Source organism: Blastococcus sp. LR1, from assembly GCF_020166105.1.
Lineage (GTDB): Bacteria > Actinomycetota > Actinomycetes > Mycobacteriales > Geodermatophilaceae > Blastococcus.
This window is the reverse complement of sequence record NZ_JAIUJY010000002.1, coordinates 118,633-134,448: the sequence shown is the minus strand read 5'-3', so window position 1 is coordinate 134,448 and position 15,816 is coordinate 118,633. Positions and strand designations below refer to the sequence as shown.

Sequence of the window (15,816 nt, the reverse complement as noted above, 5' to 3'; positions counted from 1 at the left end):
TGCGGTGTCCTCCGATGACCTCGCACGCGAGGCACCGAGGGGTGAGGTTACCGTCGCAGCCGTGGCCGCCCCGGAAACGCTGGACTACGAGATCGTGGACGTGTTCGCCCCGCGGGCGTTCGCCGGCAATCCGCTGGCCGTCGTCTTCGACGCCGACGACCTGACGACGGAGCAGTGCCAGGCGCTGGCGAACGAGTTCCACCTGTCGGAGACGTCGTTCCTCGGCGCCCCGACCGAGCCGGGCGCCGACTACCGGGTGCGGATCTTCACGGTCTCCGAGGAGCTGCCGTTCGCCGGGCACCCCAGCGTCGGCGCCGCCCACACGCTGGTGCGCACCGGCCGGCTGGCCGCCGGGACGCTGCGCCAGGAGTGCGGTGCCGGCGTGCTCGACGTCGTGGTGGACGGCGACGGCGCGACGCTCACCGGCGGGCGGCCGACGCTGGCCGACGGTCCGGCGGCGGCGGAGCTGGCCCGCGCGATGGGGCTGGCCGAGAGCGACGCCACAGGTGTGCCGGTCGCGCTCGCCGGGTGCGGCCTGCCGTTCTCCTACCTCTCCGTCGCGCCCGACGCCGTCGACCGTGCGGTGCCCGACAAGGCCGCGCTGGCCGGGCTCGGGGTGGGGGAGGGCGTGTCTGTGCTGTCCTGGGACGCCACGACGTCCACGGCGTACGCCCGGGTCTTCGCGCAGGCCGACGCGTGGGAGGACCCGGCCACCGGGTCGGCCGCGCTCGGCGCCGGGGTGTGGTTGGTGGAGAGCGGGCTGCTGCCCGGCGACGGCACGTCGTCGTACACGATCCGACAGGGCGAGCAGATGGGCCGCCCGTCGCTGCTGGAGTGCACGGTCACCGCCGCCGGTGGCGTCGCGGTCGGGGCCACCGTGCGCGGCGCCGTCGTCCCGGTGGCCGGTGGGCGCATCCGGGTGCCGAGCTGAACGCCGCCCCTGCCCCGGCCTCGGCCTGGGACCTGCACCGCCCCGGCACCCGGGACGTCGGCCTGCTGTCCCTGGCCGTCATCGGCGTCTCGCTCTCCGCGCCGCTGACCGCGATGGTCACCGCGCCGATGCTGGCGCTGGCCTTCTGGCGCAACGCCGCCGGTGCCGCCGCGCTGCTGCCGGTGCTGCTGACCCGCGAGCGGTCGACGCTCACCGGCCTGCGCCCGCGCGACCTGACCAGCTCGGTGGTGGCCGGGCTGTTCCTCGCCGCGCACTTCGCCTCGTGGCTCCCGAGCTTGTCGATGACGACGGTGGCGGCGTCGGTCGCGCTGGTCACCACCACGCCGATCTGGACGGCGCTGGCCGCGCGAATCTCCGGCGTGCAGCTCCCGGCGGCTGTCTGGTGGGGGCTGCTGCTGGCGTTCGCCGGCGTCGTGCTGATCGTCGGCGTGGACGTCACGGTGAGCACCGAGGCGCTGATCGGCGACGGGCTGGCGCTGCTCGGGGCGATCTGCGCCGGCGGCTACGTGCTGGCCGGCGCCCGGGCCCGTCAGCGGCTGGCGACATCGGCGTACGCGGTGGTCTGCTACTCGGTGTGCGCGGTGGTCATCGCCGTCGCCGCGCTGGTGGTCGACGTGCCGCTGGCCGGCTTCGAGGCCCGCGACTGGTGGCTGATCGCCGGCATCACCGTCTCGGCGCAGCTGTTCGGGCACACGCTGCTGAACCTGGTGCTCTCCTCGGTCGGCCCCACGGTGGTGAGCCTGGCCGTCCTGCTCGAGGTGCCCGGCGCGCTGCTGTTCGCCCTCGTCCTGCTGGGTCAGGTGCCCCCGCTGCTGGCCCTGCCGGGCGTGCTGCTCGCCGTCGCCGGGGTGGCGCTCGTGGTCCGGGCCAGCCGGCCGACGACGCTGGTCGAACAGGGCACCTGACAAAGGACCCCGTCGCCCCCCACCACTCGCACGCTCGCGGCGGGACCCTGCGACGGGGCCGTGAGGCGGGGTGTCACATCCCGGGCGGCGCCGTCGTCCTCTGGGCATGACGCCGACTGCACGCCGGATCCTGCTCTGGCTCCTGGTCCTCCTGGGGCTGTACGTGGGGCTCTGGGCCACCCTCTCCCCACTCTCGTTCTACGACTCGTTCCCCGGGCCGTTCAGCTCCTGGGTCGCCGCCGACGGCCCGTACAACGAGCACCTGGTCCGGGACGTCGGGACGTTCAACCTGGGTCTCGCCCTGGCGTCGGCGGCGGCATCCCGGTACCGGGAGCGCCGGCCCGGCCTCGTGGTCGCGATCGCCTGGATCGTCTACTCGGTGCCCCACCTCGGCTACCACCTGCACCACCTGGCGGGGCTGGGCGCCGTGGACGCAGTCGCGCAGGTCATCGCGCTCAGCTCCACCTTCCTGCTGGCGCTCCCGTTGCTGCTGCCCGTCCGGGAGAGCGCGCCGGCCGACCGGCCCGCCGTCGCAGCCGGTGGCGGCCCCAACCCCTGGAGGGCGGGACCTGACGGCGTGTCCTCCGCCACAGTGCCTCACCCGTAGGGCGGGCCGGGGTATCGCCGGGGCGGCGGCGTGATCACCGCGTCGCTACTCTCCGGTAACCGACTTTCCCGATCCCGCCGTTCCACCCACCCCACCACCCCAGCGGAGGCACCGTGGCCGAGCTCCGATCCCGTCGTTCCAACCTTGCCGTCCCCGGCAGCAACCCCCGGTTCCTGGAGAAGGCCAAGGGCCTCCCGGCCGACCAGGTCTTCCTCGACCTCGAGGACGCGTGCGCGCCGCTGGCCAAGCCCGGCGCCCGCAAGAACATCGTCGCCGCGCTGAACGAGGGCGGCTGGGGCGAGAAGATCCGCACCGTCCGCGTCAACGACTGGACGACGGAGTGGACCTTCCAGGACGTGCTCGAGGTGGTCGGCGGCGCCGGCGCGAACCTCGACGCGATCATGCTGCCGAAGGTCCAGGACGCCGCGCAGGTCAAGGCGCTGGACATGCTGCTGACCCAGATCGAGAAGGCCAACGGCTTCGAGGTCGGCAAGATCGGCATCGAGGCGCAGATCGAGACCGCGCAGGGCCTGATCAACGTCAACGACATCGCGTTCGCCAGCGACCGCATCGAGACGATCATCTTCGGCCCGGCCGACTTCATGGCCAGCATCAACATGAAGTCGCTGGTCGTGGGCGCGCTGCACCCGGACTACCCGGGCGACCCGTTCCACTACATCCTCATGCAGATCCTCATGGCCGCCCGCGCCCGCGGCGTCCAGGCGATCGACGGCCCCTTCCTCCAGGTGCGCGACGTGCCCGCCTTCGAGGAGGTCGCCAAGCGCTCCGCGATGCTCGGCTTCGACGGCAAGTGGGTCCTGCACCCGGGCCAGATCGACGCCGCCAACGAGATCTACGCGCCGTCGCAGGAGGACTACGACCACGCCGAGCTGATCCTCGACGCCTACGACTGGGCGACGTCGGAGGCCGGTGGCAAGAAGGGCTCGGCGATGCTGGGCGACGAGATGATCGACGAGGCCAGCCGCAAGATGGCCCTGGTCATCGCCGGCAAGGGTCGCGCCGCGGGCATGTCCCGGACGTCGTCCTTCACGCCGCCGGAGGAGTGATCCCGGCTCGCTGAGAGCCGTCGCGTCGAGTGTCGGGTCGTTCGCGGGCTACTTCCGCCAGAACAGGTGGTGGACGACACCGCTGGAGCTGGGGACGACGTCGCAGTGGAAGCGGTCGCGCAACTCGTCGGGGGACTCCCACAGCCGCGACCCGGAGCCGATCTCGATCGGCGCGACGGCCACGTGCAGGGTGTCGACGAGGTCGGCGTCCAGGAACTCCCGGATCGTCGTGGCGCCACCGCCGAGCCGGACGTCCTTCCCCTGCGCGGCCTCCTTCGCCTGCGCGAGGACCGTCGCCGGCTCGCCGTCGACGAAGTGGAACGTGGTGTCCGACAGCGTGAACGACGGCCGCGGGTGGTGGGTCAGCACGAACACCGGGGTGTGGAACGGCGGCTCGTCGCCCCACCAGCCCTGCCAGTCGGGGTCGTGCGGGCCGCGGTGCGGGCTGAACTTGTTGCGGCCCATGATCTCCGCGCCGATGTTCCGCGCGAAGTCGCGGATCAGGTAGTCGTCCAGTCCGCAGCTCCCACCGGGCTCGGTGCGGTTGGGCCAGCTCGCGGTGGCCATGGCCCAGGCGTGCAGGTCCATGGGGTTCGCGGTGCCGAACGGACGCTCCAGGCTCTGGCCCTCCCCGGCACCGAACCCGTCGCTGGAGACACCGAAGTTCTGGACCTTGAGCAGCTGGGTCATCGCGCCTCTTCCGTCGTCGGTGGTGATCAGACCGCGGGCGCCCTCGGAACTCATCGGCGCCCTCAGCCCAGGCCGCCGCGGGCCACCAGCTGTGCGGCGATGACGTTGCGCTGGATCTCGTTGGTGCCCTCCCCGACGATCATCAGCGGCGCGTCGCGGAAGTAGCGCTCGACGTCGAACTCGGTCGAGTAGCCGTAGCCGCCGTGGATGCGCACCGCGTTCAGCGTCACCTGCATGGCGGTCTCCGAGGCGAACAGCTTGGCCATACCCGCCTCCAGGTCGCACCGCTGCCCGGACTCGGCCCGCTCGGCGGCGTGCAGCACCAGCTGCCGGGCGGCGGTGAGCGACGTCGCCATGTCGGCCAGGTAGTTGCCGATGGACTGGTGCTGCCAGATCGGCTTGCCGAAGCTCTCCCGCTCCTGGGCGTAGCGCAACGAGTCGTCGAACGCCGCCTGCCCGACGCCGAGGGCCCGGGCTGCGACCTGGATCCGGCCGGTCTCCAGGCCCGTCATCATCTGCGCGAAGCCGGACCCCTCGACGCCGCCGAGCAGGGCGTCGGCCGGCGCGCGGTAGCCGTCGAAGGAGAGCTCGCAGCTCTCCACGCCCTTGTAGCCGAGCTTGGGCAGGTCGCGGGAGACGGCGAGCCCGGGCCCGTGCTCGACCAGCAGGATCGACATCCCGGCATGCCGGGGCTCCGCGTCCGGGTCGGTCTTGCACAGCAGCGCGATCAGGCCCGACCGGCGGGAGTTGGTGATCCAGGTCTTGGCGCCGTCCACGACGTATCCGTCGCCGTCGCGCCGGGCGGTCGTCGTCATCGACTGCAGGTCCGAGCCGCCGCCGGGCTCGGTGAGCGCCATGGTCGCGCGCACCTCGCCGGTGGCCATCCGGGGCAGCCAGCGGTCCTGCTGCTCGCGGGTCCCGAACGCGACGAGCAGCTTGGCGACGACGGTGTGCCCGCCCATCGCGCCGGCCAGCGACATCCAGCCGCGGGCGAGCTCGGCGGTGACGAGGGCGTAGCAGGGCATGGAGACCGGGGCCTCGCCCCACGGCCCGGGCACGGCCAGGCCGAAGATCCCGAGTTCCTTCATCCGCTCGATGAGCGCTTCGGGGTAGGTGTCGGCGTGCTCGAGCTCCCGGACGACGGGGCGCACGTCTCGGTCGACGAACTGGCGGACCGCGGCGACGATCGCCTGCTCCTCCGTGCTGAGCGTGCTCACTGCGCTCTCCTTCCCTCACCCGTCACGGGGGCGTGAGCAGGCACACGCCGGGGGACGGGCGGCGGTGGCTCATACTCCCCGGTAACAACGGACACCGGAGTCCCGGAGGAGACCGATGACGCGCCTGGCGCAGACCGCTGATCTGACCGACATCCAGCAGGAGATCCTGTCGACGGTCAGGAGCTTCGTCGACCGCGAGATCATCCCGCACGCGCAGGAGCTCGAGCACGGCGACATCTATCCGCAGGAGATCGTCGACGGGCTCAAGGAGCTCGGCATCTTCGGGCTGATGATCCCCGAGGAGTACGGCGGCCTCGGTGAGTCGCTGCTGACCTACGCCCTGGTGGTCGAGGAGATCGCCCGCGGCTGGATGAGCGTCTCCGGCGTCATCAACACGCACTTCATCGTGGCCTACCTGCTGCGCCAGCACGGCACGCAGGAGCAGAAGGACTACTACCTCCCGCGCATGGCGACCGGCGAGGTGCGTGGCGCCTTCTCGATGTCCGAGCCGGGCCTCGGCTCCGACGTCGCCGCCATCCGCACCAAGGCGACGAAGAACGCCGACGGGAACTACACGATCAACGGCCAGAAGATGTGGCTGACCAACGGCGGCAGCTCCACCCTGGTCGCCGCGCTGGTGCGCACCGACGAGGGCGCGGAGAAGGCGCACGAGAACCTCACGACCTTCCTGGTCGAGAAGCCGGCCGGCTTCGGCGAGGTCAAGCCCGGGATCACCATCCCCGGCAAGCTCGCGAAGATGGGCTACAAGGGCGTCGACACCACCGAGCTGGTGTTCGACGGCTACGAGGCCAAGGCCACCGACATCCTGGGTGGCGTTCCCGGCAAGGGGTTCGCGCACATGATGGACGGCGTCGAGGTCGGCCGGGTCAACGTCGCCGCTCGCGCCTGCGGCATCTCGATCCGCGCCTTCGAGCTCGCCATCTCCTACGCCCAGCAGCGGGAGACCTTTGGCAAGCCGATCGCCCAGCACCAGGCCATCGCCTTCCAGCTCGCCGAGATGGCGATCAAGGTCGAGGCCGCGCACCTGATGATGGTCAACGCCGCCCGCCTCAAGGACGCCGGCAAGCGCAGCGACGTCGAGTCGGGCATGGCCAAGACCCTGGCCAGCGAGTACTGCGCCGAGGTGACCACGCAGTCCTTCCGCATCCACGGCGGCTACGGCTACTCCAAGGAGTACGAGATCGAGCGCCTCATGCGTGAGGCGCCGTTCCTGCTCATCGGCGAGGGCACCAGCGAGATCCAGAAGACGATCATCAGCCGCGGTCTCCTCAAGACCTACAAGCTCAAGTAGGAGGACCCCGTCCTCCCCACCCTTCGCAAGCTCAGGGTGGGCCTCTGGACGCGGCCGACGACAGAGGCCCGGAACCGTCAGGTTCCGGGCCTCTGCGCGCTTTCCCAGCCGACGACGGGCGTCGGTCCGCCGGCCGGCCGAGCTCGCTGCGCGTCTCGGCGACCTCCTCGCGCACGCCCCGCCACCACACCTGCTCGAACAGCCGGTGGGTCAGCCGGTTGAGCGGGCCCGGGAGGCCGCGGCGTCACGAGCGCTGCGGGTAGGCCGACGTCCGGCGGACCGGGAAGCTGTGCAGCGTCCGCGGCGCTCGAGCTCCAGCGCGAGGACGGCCAGCGGCTGGGCGTCCCCGCGGGTGCCGCAGGTGAGCAGGGCGATGCGCACGTGGCGCTCCTCCGGGAGGAGGCGACGGCGTCGTCCACTGGCCGGAGCCTCCTCCGGCCGGCCGGGCGCGTCCATGCCTTCGGCGACCACTCCTGCGAACACCTCTGCCCCTGCCCACGGGTGTGGGCAGGGGCAGGGGTCTTCGCAGGAGTCAGCGGGCGGGGCGGTTCTCGTAGTTCCGTCGCGCCCAGAGGTAGCCGACCAGCGCGATGACGGCGCACCAGGCCACCGACTCGACCAGGCTGGAGCCGATCTCCGTCCCGCTCAGCAGTCCCCGGAGCGTCTCGATGAACGGCGTGAACGGCTGGTGCTCGGCGAACCAACGCAGACCGGCGGGCATGGAGTCGACCGGCACGAACCCGCTGCCGAAGAACGGCAGGAGCATCAGCGGCATGGGCAGGTTGCTCGCGCCCTCGACGGTCTTGGAGTGCAGCCCCATGGCGACGCACAGCCACGAGATCGCGAAGCTCAGCAGCGCCACGACCCCGATGGCGGCGAGCCACTCCAGCGCACCGGCCGATGGGCGGAACCCGACCAGCAGGGCGACGCCGACCACCGGGACCAGACCGATCAGCGTCTGGACGACCGCACCTGCCACGTGCCCGGCAAGCACTGCGCCGCGGGCGATCGACATGGTGCGGAACCGGGTGATGATCCCCTCGGTCATGTCCATGGCGACGGTGATCGCGGTGCCCTGCGCGGCGGCGCCGATGGCGAGCACCAGCAGCCCGGGCGTCAGGTAGTCGGCGTACTCCGCCCGTCCGCCGTCTGGTCCGCCGAGGCCTGCGCCCAGCGTGCCGCCGAAGACGAACACGAACAGCAGCAGCATCACGATCGGCACGGCGGCGGTGATCAGCGTGAGGCCGGGATAGCGCTTCGCCCGTACGAGGTTGCGGCGCAGCATGGTGGTGGAGTCGTTCAGGGTGAGGCCCAGCGTGGTCACGAGGCCACCTCCTCGGGGGTCGGCCGGCCGGTGAGGGCCAGGAAGACGTCGTCCAGGTCAGGGGTGTGCAGGGTCAGGTCGGCGACCTCGATCGCCGCTTCGTCCAGGCGGGCGAGCACGTCCTTGAGCGCGCGGACGCCGCCGTCGCTCGGCACGTCGAGCGCCAGGGCGTCGGCGTCGAGGGCGGCGGAGGGGAAGAGCCGGGCGGCGTCGTCCAGCGGGCGCCGGTCGGTGAACTGCAGCCGCACGGAGCCGCCGGGCACCTGCCGCTTGAGCTCGGCCGCGGTGCCCTCGGCGACCAGCCGGCCGCCGTTCAGCACGCCGATGCGGTCGGCGAGCTGGTCGGCCTCCTCGAGGTACTGCGTCGTCAGCAGCACCGTGACTCCGTCGGCGACGAGGCCGCGCACGACGTCCCAGACCGCCCGCCGGCTGCGCGGGTCGAGGCCGGTGGTCGGCTCGTCGAGGAAGACGATCCGGGGGTCACCCATCAGGCCCATGGCGAGATCGAGCTTGCGGCGCATGCCGCCGGAGTAGGTCGACGGGTTGGTGGTGGCGGCCTCGACCAGGTCGAACCGCTCGAGCAGGTCCGCGGCGCGGGCCTGCCCCTCCTGCCGGCCGAGGTGGAGCAGGTCGGCCATCAGGCGGAGGTTCTCGGCACCGGTCAGCAGGTTGTCGACGGCGGTGAACTGGCCGGTGACCGCGATGGACGCACGAACGGCACGGGGGTCCTTCGCCACGTCGTACCCGGCCACCCGGACCTCGCCGGAGTCGCCGGGGGTGAGCGTGGACAGGATGTCGACGGTGGTGGTCTTGCCGGACCCGTTGGGGCCCAGCAGGGCGAAGACCGAGCCCTCGGGAACGGTCAGGTCCAGGCCGTCGAGCACGACCTGCTCGCCGAAGGACTTGCGCAGTCCCCGGACGGAGATGGCGGAATTCATGTCGCTTCCTCTCGGGTGGTGGCGGATCAGGCGCGGCGGACGACGACGTCGCCGTAGGCGGTCCGGGCGTGGATCTCGACGATCTCGACGGCGTCGTCGGGACCGTCGGCGGCGTCGAGCAGGTTGCGCACGCGCCCGGCGGAGGCCTGGAGGTCGAGCCAGGCGGCCGTTCCCTCGCGGACGCCGGCCTCGACGGTCCCGTAGGACGTCTCCAGGACCAGCTCGCCGCGAACGGCCTCGGTCACCCGCACCTGGCCGTACTTCGTGGTCGCGTGCACCGAGCCCGACGCCCGGTCGACCCAGATGTCGCCGCTCGAGGAGTCCAGTCGCACGTCGCCGCGGGCGGAGCCGACCCGCACCTGGCCGTAGGCGGTGCCGGCATCGACGCTGCCGTGGGCCTCGCGGACCTCGACGTCGCCGGCGGAGCTGCGGGCGGTGACCGTGCCGGCCCGGTCGATCCGGACGTCGCCGGCCTTGCTGGTGACGCGCACGTCGCCGAGCCGGCCCTCGCAGTCGACGTTGCCGAAGCCGGAGTCGGCGTGCAGCTCGGAGCCCTCGGGCAGCCGGACGTCGATGTCGACGACGGCGGAGGGGCCGAACAGGGCCAGCCGGAGCTTGCGGGGAGTGCTGATCAGCAGCCGCCCGTCGGCGAACTCGACGCGGGTCTGCTGCGCGGCCTCGACGTCGCCGGCCTTCTTCGGGTTGGCGGGGCGGACGTCGACCTCGGTGGTGGTGCGCCGAGTCGCGCTGACCCGGGCGTTCCCGGCGGCGACGTCGATGCGGGTGGTGATCGGGTCGGGGGTGTCGAACACAGGCATGGCGGTGCCCTCCTGAGGGCGCGGATGGGACACCCGCGGCCGGGCGGCCGGGGTGGAGGTGCTGTGCGAGCTGGGGGAGGAGCGGGGGCTAGCGGGCCCAGCCCGTGACGTGCTCTCCGGGAGACCACCGGCTGCTGCGCCGGGGTTCGCTCGGGGCAGTGCGGGAGCCGGTGTCCAGAGCGCCGGACACCGCACGGACGAGCCAGGTGTTGACCGAGGAGCCGCTCGCGGCGGCGGCGTCCTCCACCCGGGACTTGAGCGCCTCGGGCAGTCGGAGGGTGATCCGGATCGTGCTTCCGTCGTCCGTGTCGGGAGCGGGCGCAGCCACGGCGGCCGGCTGCGCGGCCGGCTCGGGAGCGGGCGGCTGGGTGACGGCGAAGCCGATGTCGCCGCCGCGCAGCCGGACGTCGACGGAGCCGGGAGCCAGCTGGCCGGTCAGCTCCTCGGCGGCCACGGAGAGTGCGTTGAGCAGGGCCAGCCGCACCGAGGACTCCAGCGGCGCGACCAGTCGTTCGGCGAGAGCGCGGGCGTCCTCGCCGCCGGCCTCGGCGGCGACCGTGAGTTCGCGTCGGAGTTGTTCGACGAAGGGCGTCAGGTCCATGACGTCACTGTGACACCACTATGACGTCAGCGCAAGGGCCGATGTGATGTCGCGTGACACCACCGGATGAAGGGCCTGCTGGAGCGGGCCGGGCGGCGTCCGTGTAAGCACGGCGCATGCGTGCTGCGGGAGTGACCGAGTTCGGTGGGCCGGAGGCCCTGCACATCGTCGACGTCGAGCAGGAGCCGCTGGGCCCGGGCCAGGTGCGGCTGACGGTCGAGGCGGCCGCGGTCAGCCCGACCGACACGCACGCCCGCTCCGGCGCCTACGCCGAGCGTGACCCCGTCAAGACGCCGCCGTGGGTGCCCGGCATGGACGTCGCCGGAACCGTCGCCGAGGTGGGCGAGGGGGTCGACCACCTCTCCGTCGGCGACCTCGCCATGGGCGTCGTCGTCCCGTTCGGCCCGTACGGCGCCTACCGGGAGGACAAGGTGCTGCCGGGCAACTCCGTCGTGCGGGCACCGGCGGGCGCCACCGCCGTGGAGGCCGCGACGCTGCCGATGAACGGCCTGACCGCCCGGTTCTCCCTGAACCTGATGGCGCTGCAGCCGGGTGAGGTGCTGGCGGTGACAGGTGCGGCCGGCGCGTACGGCGGCTACGTCATCCAGCTGGCCAAGGCCGAGGGGCTCACCGTCGTCGCCGATGCGTCGGAGGCCGACGAGGAGCTGGTGCGCGGGCTCGGTGCCGACGTCGTCGTCCGGCGCGGGGACGACGTCGCCGAGCGGATCCGCGAGCACTTCCCGGAGGGCGTGCACGGGCTGGCCGACGGGTCGGTGCAGGACGAGCTGGTGCTGCCCGCGGTGCGTGACGGAGGAGCTGTCGCGACGGTCCGCGGTTACCGGGGCAACGGTGAGCGGGGCCTGCGGTTCTTCCCCACGCTCGTGCGCAAGGTGGCGGAGGAGCGGGCCTGGCTGGACACGCTGCGGCAGCAGGTCGAGGACGGCGTGCTGACGCTCCGGGTGGCGCGGACGTTCCCGGCGGAGCAGGCGGCCGAGGCGCACCGTGTGCTCGAGGCCGGCGGGGTGCGTGGGCGGCTGGTGCTGACCTTCTGAGCCGCGTCGCGGGATCGGCGGACCCGTGCGATCGTGGCTGGCGGCGAGCAGCGTGACGAGTGGCCGCTGTGCACGCCGTCCTCTCTCCACAGCCGGGCGGACCTGGCTGGACCGATACGGACCGGTCCGTCTAGTGTCTCGGCGAATGCCCGCCCCGTCGCCCTGGTGACGTCCCGGACCGCTGTCCGGAGGGGTGCGGTGACGGACTGAGCGCGGGGAGAACGTTCGTGGGCAGCACACGCCTGGTCGGTTCCGGTAGCGGACGCCGATGGGGGGTGACGGCCGGGGCGGCGGTGGTGCTGCTCGGGAGTGGCGCCGTCATGGCGCCGGTCGTCTTCGCCGAGGAGGCACCGCGGCGGGCGCTGCAGGCGGTGACGATCGACCTCGCCTCGAACGGTGCGGTCACCGGGCTCACCTCCGCGCTGGTGAGCCGCGGCGAGGACGGGGAGGACCCGACCACCAGCACCACCGCGCTGAACCCCGCCGAGCACGCCGGCGATCTCCCGGTCCGCGTGACCACTTCGTGGCGGCACGACGGCCGTGTCGGCACCGACCTCGCCGACATCGAGGGTGCCGACGGGCGGGTCGAGATCAACGTGACCGTCCAGAACCTGACCGGCCGCCCGGAGCGCTTCCAGTACGACGCCAACGGCGTGGCCCGCGAGAGCTACGAGCTGGTGACGACGCCGATGACCGTCGTGGCCAGCGCCGTCCTCCCCGGCGACGGCGCCGCGACGCTGGTCCGCCCGCAGGCCGCGGCCACGGAGCCGGGCACCACGAACGGCGTGATCACCACCGAGGACGACGCGACGACGGTCCAGTGGGCCTCGATCCTCGCTCCGCCGCGACTGCAGCCGAGCACCACCTTCACGCTGGTCCAGGACGCCGAGGACTTCGAGCTGCCGGCCATCAACCTGGCCGTGCAGCCGGGTGTGGCCACCGATGACTCCGTCGCCCGCCTCGTCGGCGACATCTTCGGTGGCTCCTCCCGCATGGTGGGGTCGGAGAACCACACGATCGGCCTGATCGCCAACGTCAACGCCACGCTCGCGCAGGTGACCGACAGCCTCCAGACGGTGCGCGAGACGCTCGCGGTCAACGCCGGCCAGGTCGGTTCGGCCGCCACGAGCGCGCTGCGGTCGACCGCCGCCTCGGTGGACTCCTCGATGGCGTCCCTGATCGCCGACCTGCAGGCGCTCGACAACTCGGTCGGGTCGACCGTTCAGGGGGCCAACAGCACCGCGACCAGCGCACTCGACGAGAGCGTGCGCGGCGTTCTCCAGTTCTTCGGCTCGCCGACCCCCGCGAGCGGCCCGACGCAGCCGGTCGGCTGTGGCACCGAGGCCGTCGCCGAGGCGCCTTCCTCGACGCTGCTCGGTCAGCTGTCGGCGGTGAGCCGCCAGCTGAACGGACTGGCCGACGCCTCGACCGACTGCGTCGACGCCCTCCGCGGCACGCTCCTCGAGGACATCGGCTTCGACATCGATCCGCAGGCCGGCACCGAGCAGTGCGCCGGTGACAGGAGCGAATCGCTGGTCTGCAAGCTGATGGGCGCAGGTAAGCAGCTCGACACGATCGCCGAGGGTGTACGAACGGACCGGGCGACAGTCGCCGCCACGCTCGACCCGGACGACACGGTGGACGCGGTCCTTGACGGCATCACCGGCCTGCAGGGTGCAGTCGCCGCTCTGCAGGCCAAGGCCGGAAACATGAAGACGCAAGGCGGGGGCGCGCTCAAGGGTCTCGACGACCTTCTCGATCCCCTCACCGACAAGATCGACGGCCTCCTGTCGCTGCTGGGGGCCGTCGAGCCCTCGCCTGGTAGCACCGAGTGGACGACCGCGCTGACCGAGCTGGCCGACCAGGCCGAGCTTCAGCAAGGCGCGCTGGTAACTGCGGATGCTCAGATCATCGCGCAGAGCAAGGCTCTCGCGGTGGAGATCTGCGCCCCCGCTTCCACGCTGCTCGCCGACGACCCCGAACTGGAGCGGCTTGACACCTTGAGCGAGCAGCTCGTGGGACTCGACTGCGGAAGCCTCGACGCGGTCAGCGGTGCCGATGCAGACTCGATCGCCGAGCGTGTGCGGGCGCAGTCCAGCGACTGGGACGACCTGGCGACTTCCCTCATCCAGGCCGCCGACCAGTCGGCCGACACGGCAGAGGACCTCGCCGCGGTGAAGACTCAGGCCGCAAATCTGAGCGGCCTCGTCGATGGTGCGATCACCACGCAACTGAGCACGGAGCTGGACGCCCTCGTGGCCGAAGTGGCCACCCTCTACGACTCCGCTGTCTCGTCGGACCTCAACTGCGCCGTCCCTCCGGTGGCGGCTTCCAAGCGTCTCAATGCGCTGCACGAGAGCTTCAAGCAGCTCTACTGCGCTCGTGAGGACACCGAGGGGGCTCTCGAGCGGCTGATCAACAAGGCCGCCGACGACGTCGACAAGGCAGCGGCCGGTCCGGTGAACGAGGCGCGTGACAAGGCCAAGGAAGCCGGTACCGGCGCCGACGCCTCGCTCGAGGAGCTGGGCGGAGACATCGGCACCCAGCTGACGACCGCCGCGGCGCAGCAGCTGGAGCAGGGGCGGGTCGTCGTCGAGGTCCAGACGCAGCGACTCCAGGCCGTGCAGGCCGCCGCCGAGCAGGAGCTCGACGCCGCCGCGCAGGAGGCCATCGGACGTCTCGCCGAGCAGATCTCGCTGGCGACCGTGTCCCAGTCGGATGCCTCGCAGGCGCTGCAGGACCAGCTGCAGAAGGTGCTGCTGGACCTGGGCTCGGCGACCGAGGGCCGCGGTCTGCTCGGCGTGATCCAGAACAGCGCCGGGCAGACCGGCGTCCGCACCGACCAGGTCACCCAGACCAGCGAGAGCGCCGCCAGCTTCCGGGGTGTCCGGCAGGCAGAGGTCGCCGACGCACAGCTGGAGCAGCAGCAATTCGCCCGCTCGCTGCAGGCCGCGCAGCGGCTCGAGCCGTTCGCCGAGCAGCTCCCCAAGGGCTCGGTCTCGGCCACGGTCTTCTGCTTCCGCATCGGTGGGGAGAACTGACGTGCGGCGATCGGTGATCTGCCTCGCCGCCGTCGCGGTCGTCACCAGCGGTTGCACGTCGGACGAAGCGGCTCCCGACGAGGAGAACTTCGAGCCGGCGCCGGCGCCCACGGTCGAGCTCTCGGTGCTGGAAGGCCTCGAGTCGGGGCTCAGCGTGGGCCTCGTCGTCACCGGGTCCGGCGCACGCGGTGAGGGAGCCGAGTTCGCCGCCCCGGCGGCCGGCGCCCGCGTGGCGGAGTTCCGGCTCGACGGCGCAGACGAGGACCGGCTCCAGCTGCAGGTCATCGACGATCGCGGCACTCCGGAGGGTGCCGTCGCCGCCACCCAGCAGCTGCTGGACGCCGGGGTCGCCGGCATCGTCTACGCCTCCGCCGGAGCGCACCTCGACCCCGCCCTGGAGCTCGCCGCCGGAGCGAGCACCGCGGTTCTGCTGCCCTACGACGGCCGCGACGCCCCGGCCGGCGACAACGCCTGGCGCACCGGCCCGAGCGACGAGCAGGTCGCCGACGTCGTCGGCGCGATGCTGGCCGGTCGCGGACAGCGCGCGCCGGTCGCGTTCACCGGTGAAGGCACGGGGGAGGGCTTCGCCGCCCTCGCGCAGCCCGACCGCCGGGTGACCATCGCCGCGGGCGACGCGCTCGCCGGCCAGGTCGCGGCCGCCGCCCAGCCGCTCGTCGACGGCGCCGCGGACGCCGTCCTCGTGTCGGCCTCCGCGGAGACCTCGGCCGAGACGGTCGCCGCTCTCCAGGGTCGGGTGCCCAGCGCACCGGTCGTCCTCGGGCCCTCGGCCCTGACGCCGGCCTTCTCCGCGCGCCTCACCGACCTCGGCTCCAGCGGTGGCGCCACCACCGCCGGGCAGTTCTTCGCCGTCGGCCCGGCGGCCACCGACGCCTCCACCGACCAGGGCGTGGTCCGCTTCCTGGACGCCGTCCGCCTCTCCGCCCAGGACGGCGACCTCCAGTCGCTGTCCGGGACCGACGGCTTCGGTCGCCTGGGGGCCGCGACCGCCGACGTCCGCAGCCACGATGCGGTCGTCGCGCTGGCCGCCGCGGCCGCCGCCGCCGGCTCCACCGAGCCCTCGGCCGTGCTCGCCGCCCTCGCCGGCCTCCAGCTGGGAGCCGACGAAGGTCTGGCCGGTCCGGAGCTCGCCTTCGCCGACCAGCAGGCGCTCCCGGACGAGGGAGTGGCCGTGCTCCAGGCGACCACCCGCGGCGCCGACCGCGGCGTCGAGCAGGACGCGCCCGCGCTGTCGTGGTTCGTGCTGCCCGACGGCGAGGGCTGATAGGACCGAC

General features: G+C 72.6%; 15 protein-coding genes. 8 read left to right on the top strand and 7 right to left on the bottom strand.

The features are described 5' to 3' along the window. Nucleotides 1–61 precede the first annotated feature (61 nt). From LBW97_RS05280 to LBW97_RS05265, 4 genes are all read left to right on the top strand, one after another. Nucleotides 62–931 carry a PhzF family phenazine biosynthesis protein gene (locus LBW97_RS05280; RefSeq protein ID WP_224498368.1) on the top strand — a complete coding sequence of 290 codons (870 nt, stop codon included), beginning with the start codon at nt 62–64 and terminating at the stop codon, nt 929–931. Continuing rightward, nucleotides 835–1,857: a DMT family transporter gene (locus LBW97_RS05275; RefSeq protein ID WP_224498367.1), complete on the top strand. Its 1,023-nt coding sequence runs from the start codon at nt 835–837 to the stop codon at nt 1,855–1,857. Before LBW97_RS05280 ends, LBW97_RS05275 begins: the two co-directional genes overlap by 97 nt. Before the next feature lie 106 nt (nt 1,858–1,963). Continuing rightward, on the top strand, nt 1,964–2,464 hold the full coding sequence (locus LBW97_RS05270) for a hypothetical protein (protein ID WP_224498366.1): 501 nt from the start codon (nt 1,964–1,966) through the stop codon (nt 2,462–2,464). 113 nt (nt 2,465–2,577) lie between these two features. Beyond that, nucleotides 2,578–3,531: a CoA ester lyase gene (locus tag LBW97_RS05265; protein ID WP_224498365.1), complete on the top strand. Its 954-nt coding sequence runs from the start codon at nt 2,578–2,580 to the stop codon at nt 3,529–3,531. Nucleotides 3,532–3,579: 48 nt separating this feature from the next. On the opposite strand, the gene LBW97_RS05260 is transcribed toward LBW97_RS05265, so the two are convergent. Further along, nucleotides 3,580–4,275, bottom strand: coding sequence for a dihydrofolate reductase family protein (locus LBW97_RS05260; RefSeq protein ID WP_224498364.1), 696 nt, complete (start codon nt 4,273–4,275; stop codon nt 3,580–3,582). 8 nt (nt 4,276–4,283) lie between these two features. Further along, the gene (locus LBW97_RS05255) at nt 4,284–5,438 is read right to left on the bottom strand and encodes an acyl-CoA dehydrogenase family protein (RefSeq protein ID WP_224498363.1); all 1,155 of its coding nucleotides are present in this window, start codon (nt 5,436–5,438) and stop codon (nt 4,284–4,286) included. Nucleotides 5,439–5,553: 115 nt separating this feature from the next. On the opposite strand from LBW97_RS05255, the gene LBW97_RS05250 reads away from it, so the two are divergent. Beyond that, on the top strand, nt 5,554–6,750 hold the full coding sequence (locus LBW97_RS05250) for an acyl-CoA dehydrogenase family protein (protein WP_224498362.1): 1,197 nt from the start codon (nt 5,554–5,556) through the stop codon (nt 6,748–6,750). Nucleotides 6,751–6,960: 210 nt separating this feature from the next. Here LBW97_RS05250 and LBW97_RS05245 read toward each other — a convergent pair whose 3' ends face one another. The 5 genes from LBW97_RS05245 to LBW97_RS05225 all read right to left on the bottom strand — a co-directional run bounded on the left by LBW97_RS05245 (nt 6,961) and on the right by LBW97_RS05225 (nt 10,431). After that, on the bottom strand, nt 6,961–7,233 hold the full coding sequence (locus LBW97_RS05245; protein ID WP_224498361.1) for a hypothetical protein: 273 nt from the start codon (nt 7,231–7,233) through the stop codon (nt 6,961–6,963). Nucleotides 7,234–7,282: 49 nt separating this feature from the next. Then, complete coding sequence (locus LBW97_RS05240) at nt 7,283–8,074, bottom strand: ABC transporter permease (RefSeq protein WP_224498360.1); 792 nt, start codon at nt 8,072–8,074, stop codon at nt 7,283–7,285. Further along, the gene (locus LBW97_RS05235) at nt 8,071–9,012 is read right to left on the bottom strand and encodes an ATP-binding cassette domain-containing protein (RefSeq protein ID WP_224498359.1); all 942 of its coding nucleotides are present in this window, start codon (nt 9,010–9,012) and stop codon (nt 8,071–8,073) included. The genes LBW97_RS05240 and LBW97_RS05235 overlap by 4 nt, the downstream gene beginning before the upstream one ends. 26 nt (nt 9,013–9,038) lie before the next feature. Beyond that, on the bottom strand, nt 9,039–9,830 hold the full coding sequence (locus LBW97_RS05230) for a DUF4097 family beta strand repeat-containing protein (protein WP_224498358.1): 792 nt from the start codon (nt 9,828–9,830) through the stop codon (nt 9,039–9,041). Nucleotides 9,831–9,918: 88 nt separating this feature from the next. Next, nucleotides 9,919–10,431, bottom strand: a complete 513-nt coding sequence (locus LBW97_RS05225; protein WP_224498357.1) for a hypothetical protein — start codon at nt 10,429–10,431, stop codon at nt 9,919–9,921. A 116-nt stretch (nt 10,432–10,547) separates the two neighbouring features. Here LBW97_RS05225 and LBW97_RS05220 point away from each other — a divergent pair, with 116 nt between their 5' ends. From LBW97_RS05220 to LBW97_RS05210, 3 genes are all read left to right on the top strand, one after another. Beyond that, complete coding sequence (locus tag LBW97_RS05220; protein WP_224498356.1) at nt 10,548–11,483, top strand: NADP-dependent oxidoreductase; 936 nt, start codon at nt 10,548–10,550, stop codon at nt 11,481–11,483. Nucleotides 11,484–11,710: 227 nt separating this feature from the next. Beyond that, nucleotides 11,711–14,524 (top strand): hypothetical protein, encoded by a 2,814-nt coding sequence (locus tag LBW97_RS05215; RefSeq protein ID WP_224498355.1) that lies wholly within the window; start codon nt 11,711–11,713, stop codon nt 14,522–14,524. A gap of 1 nt (nt 14,525) precedes the next feature. Beyond that, nucleotides 14,526–15,806 (top strand): hypothetical protein, encoded by a 1,281-nt coding sequence (locus LBW97_RS05210; protein ID WP_224498354.1) that lies wholly within the window; start codon nt 14,526–14,528, stop codon nt 15,804–15,806. Nucleotides 15,807–15,816: the final 10 nt, after the last annotated feature.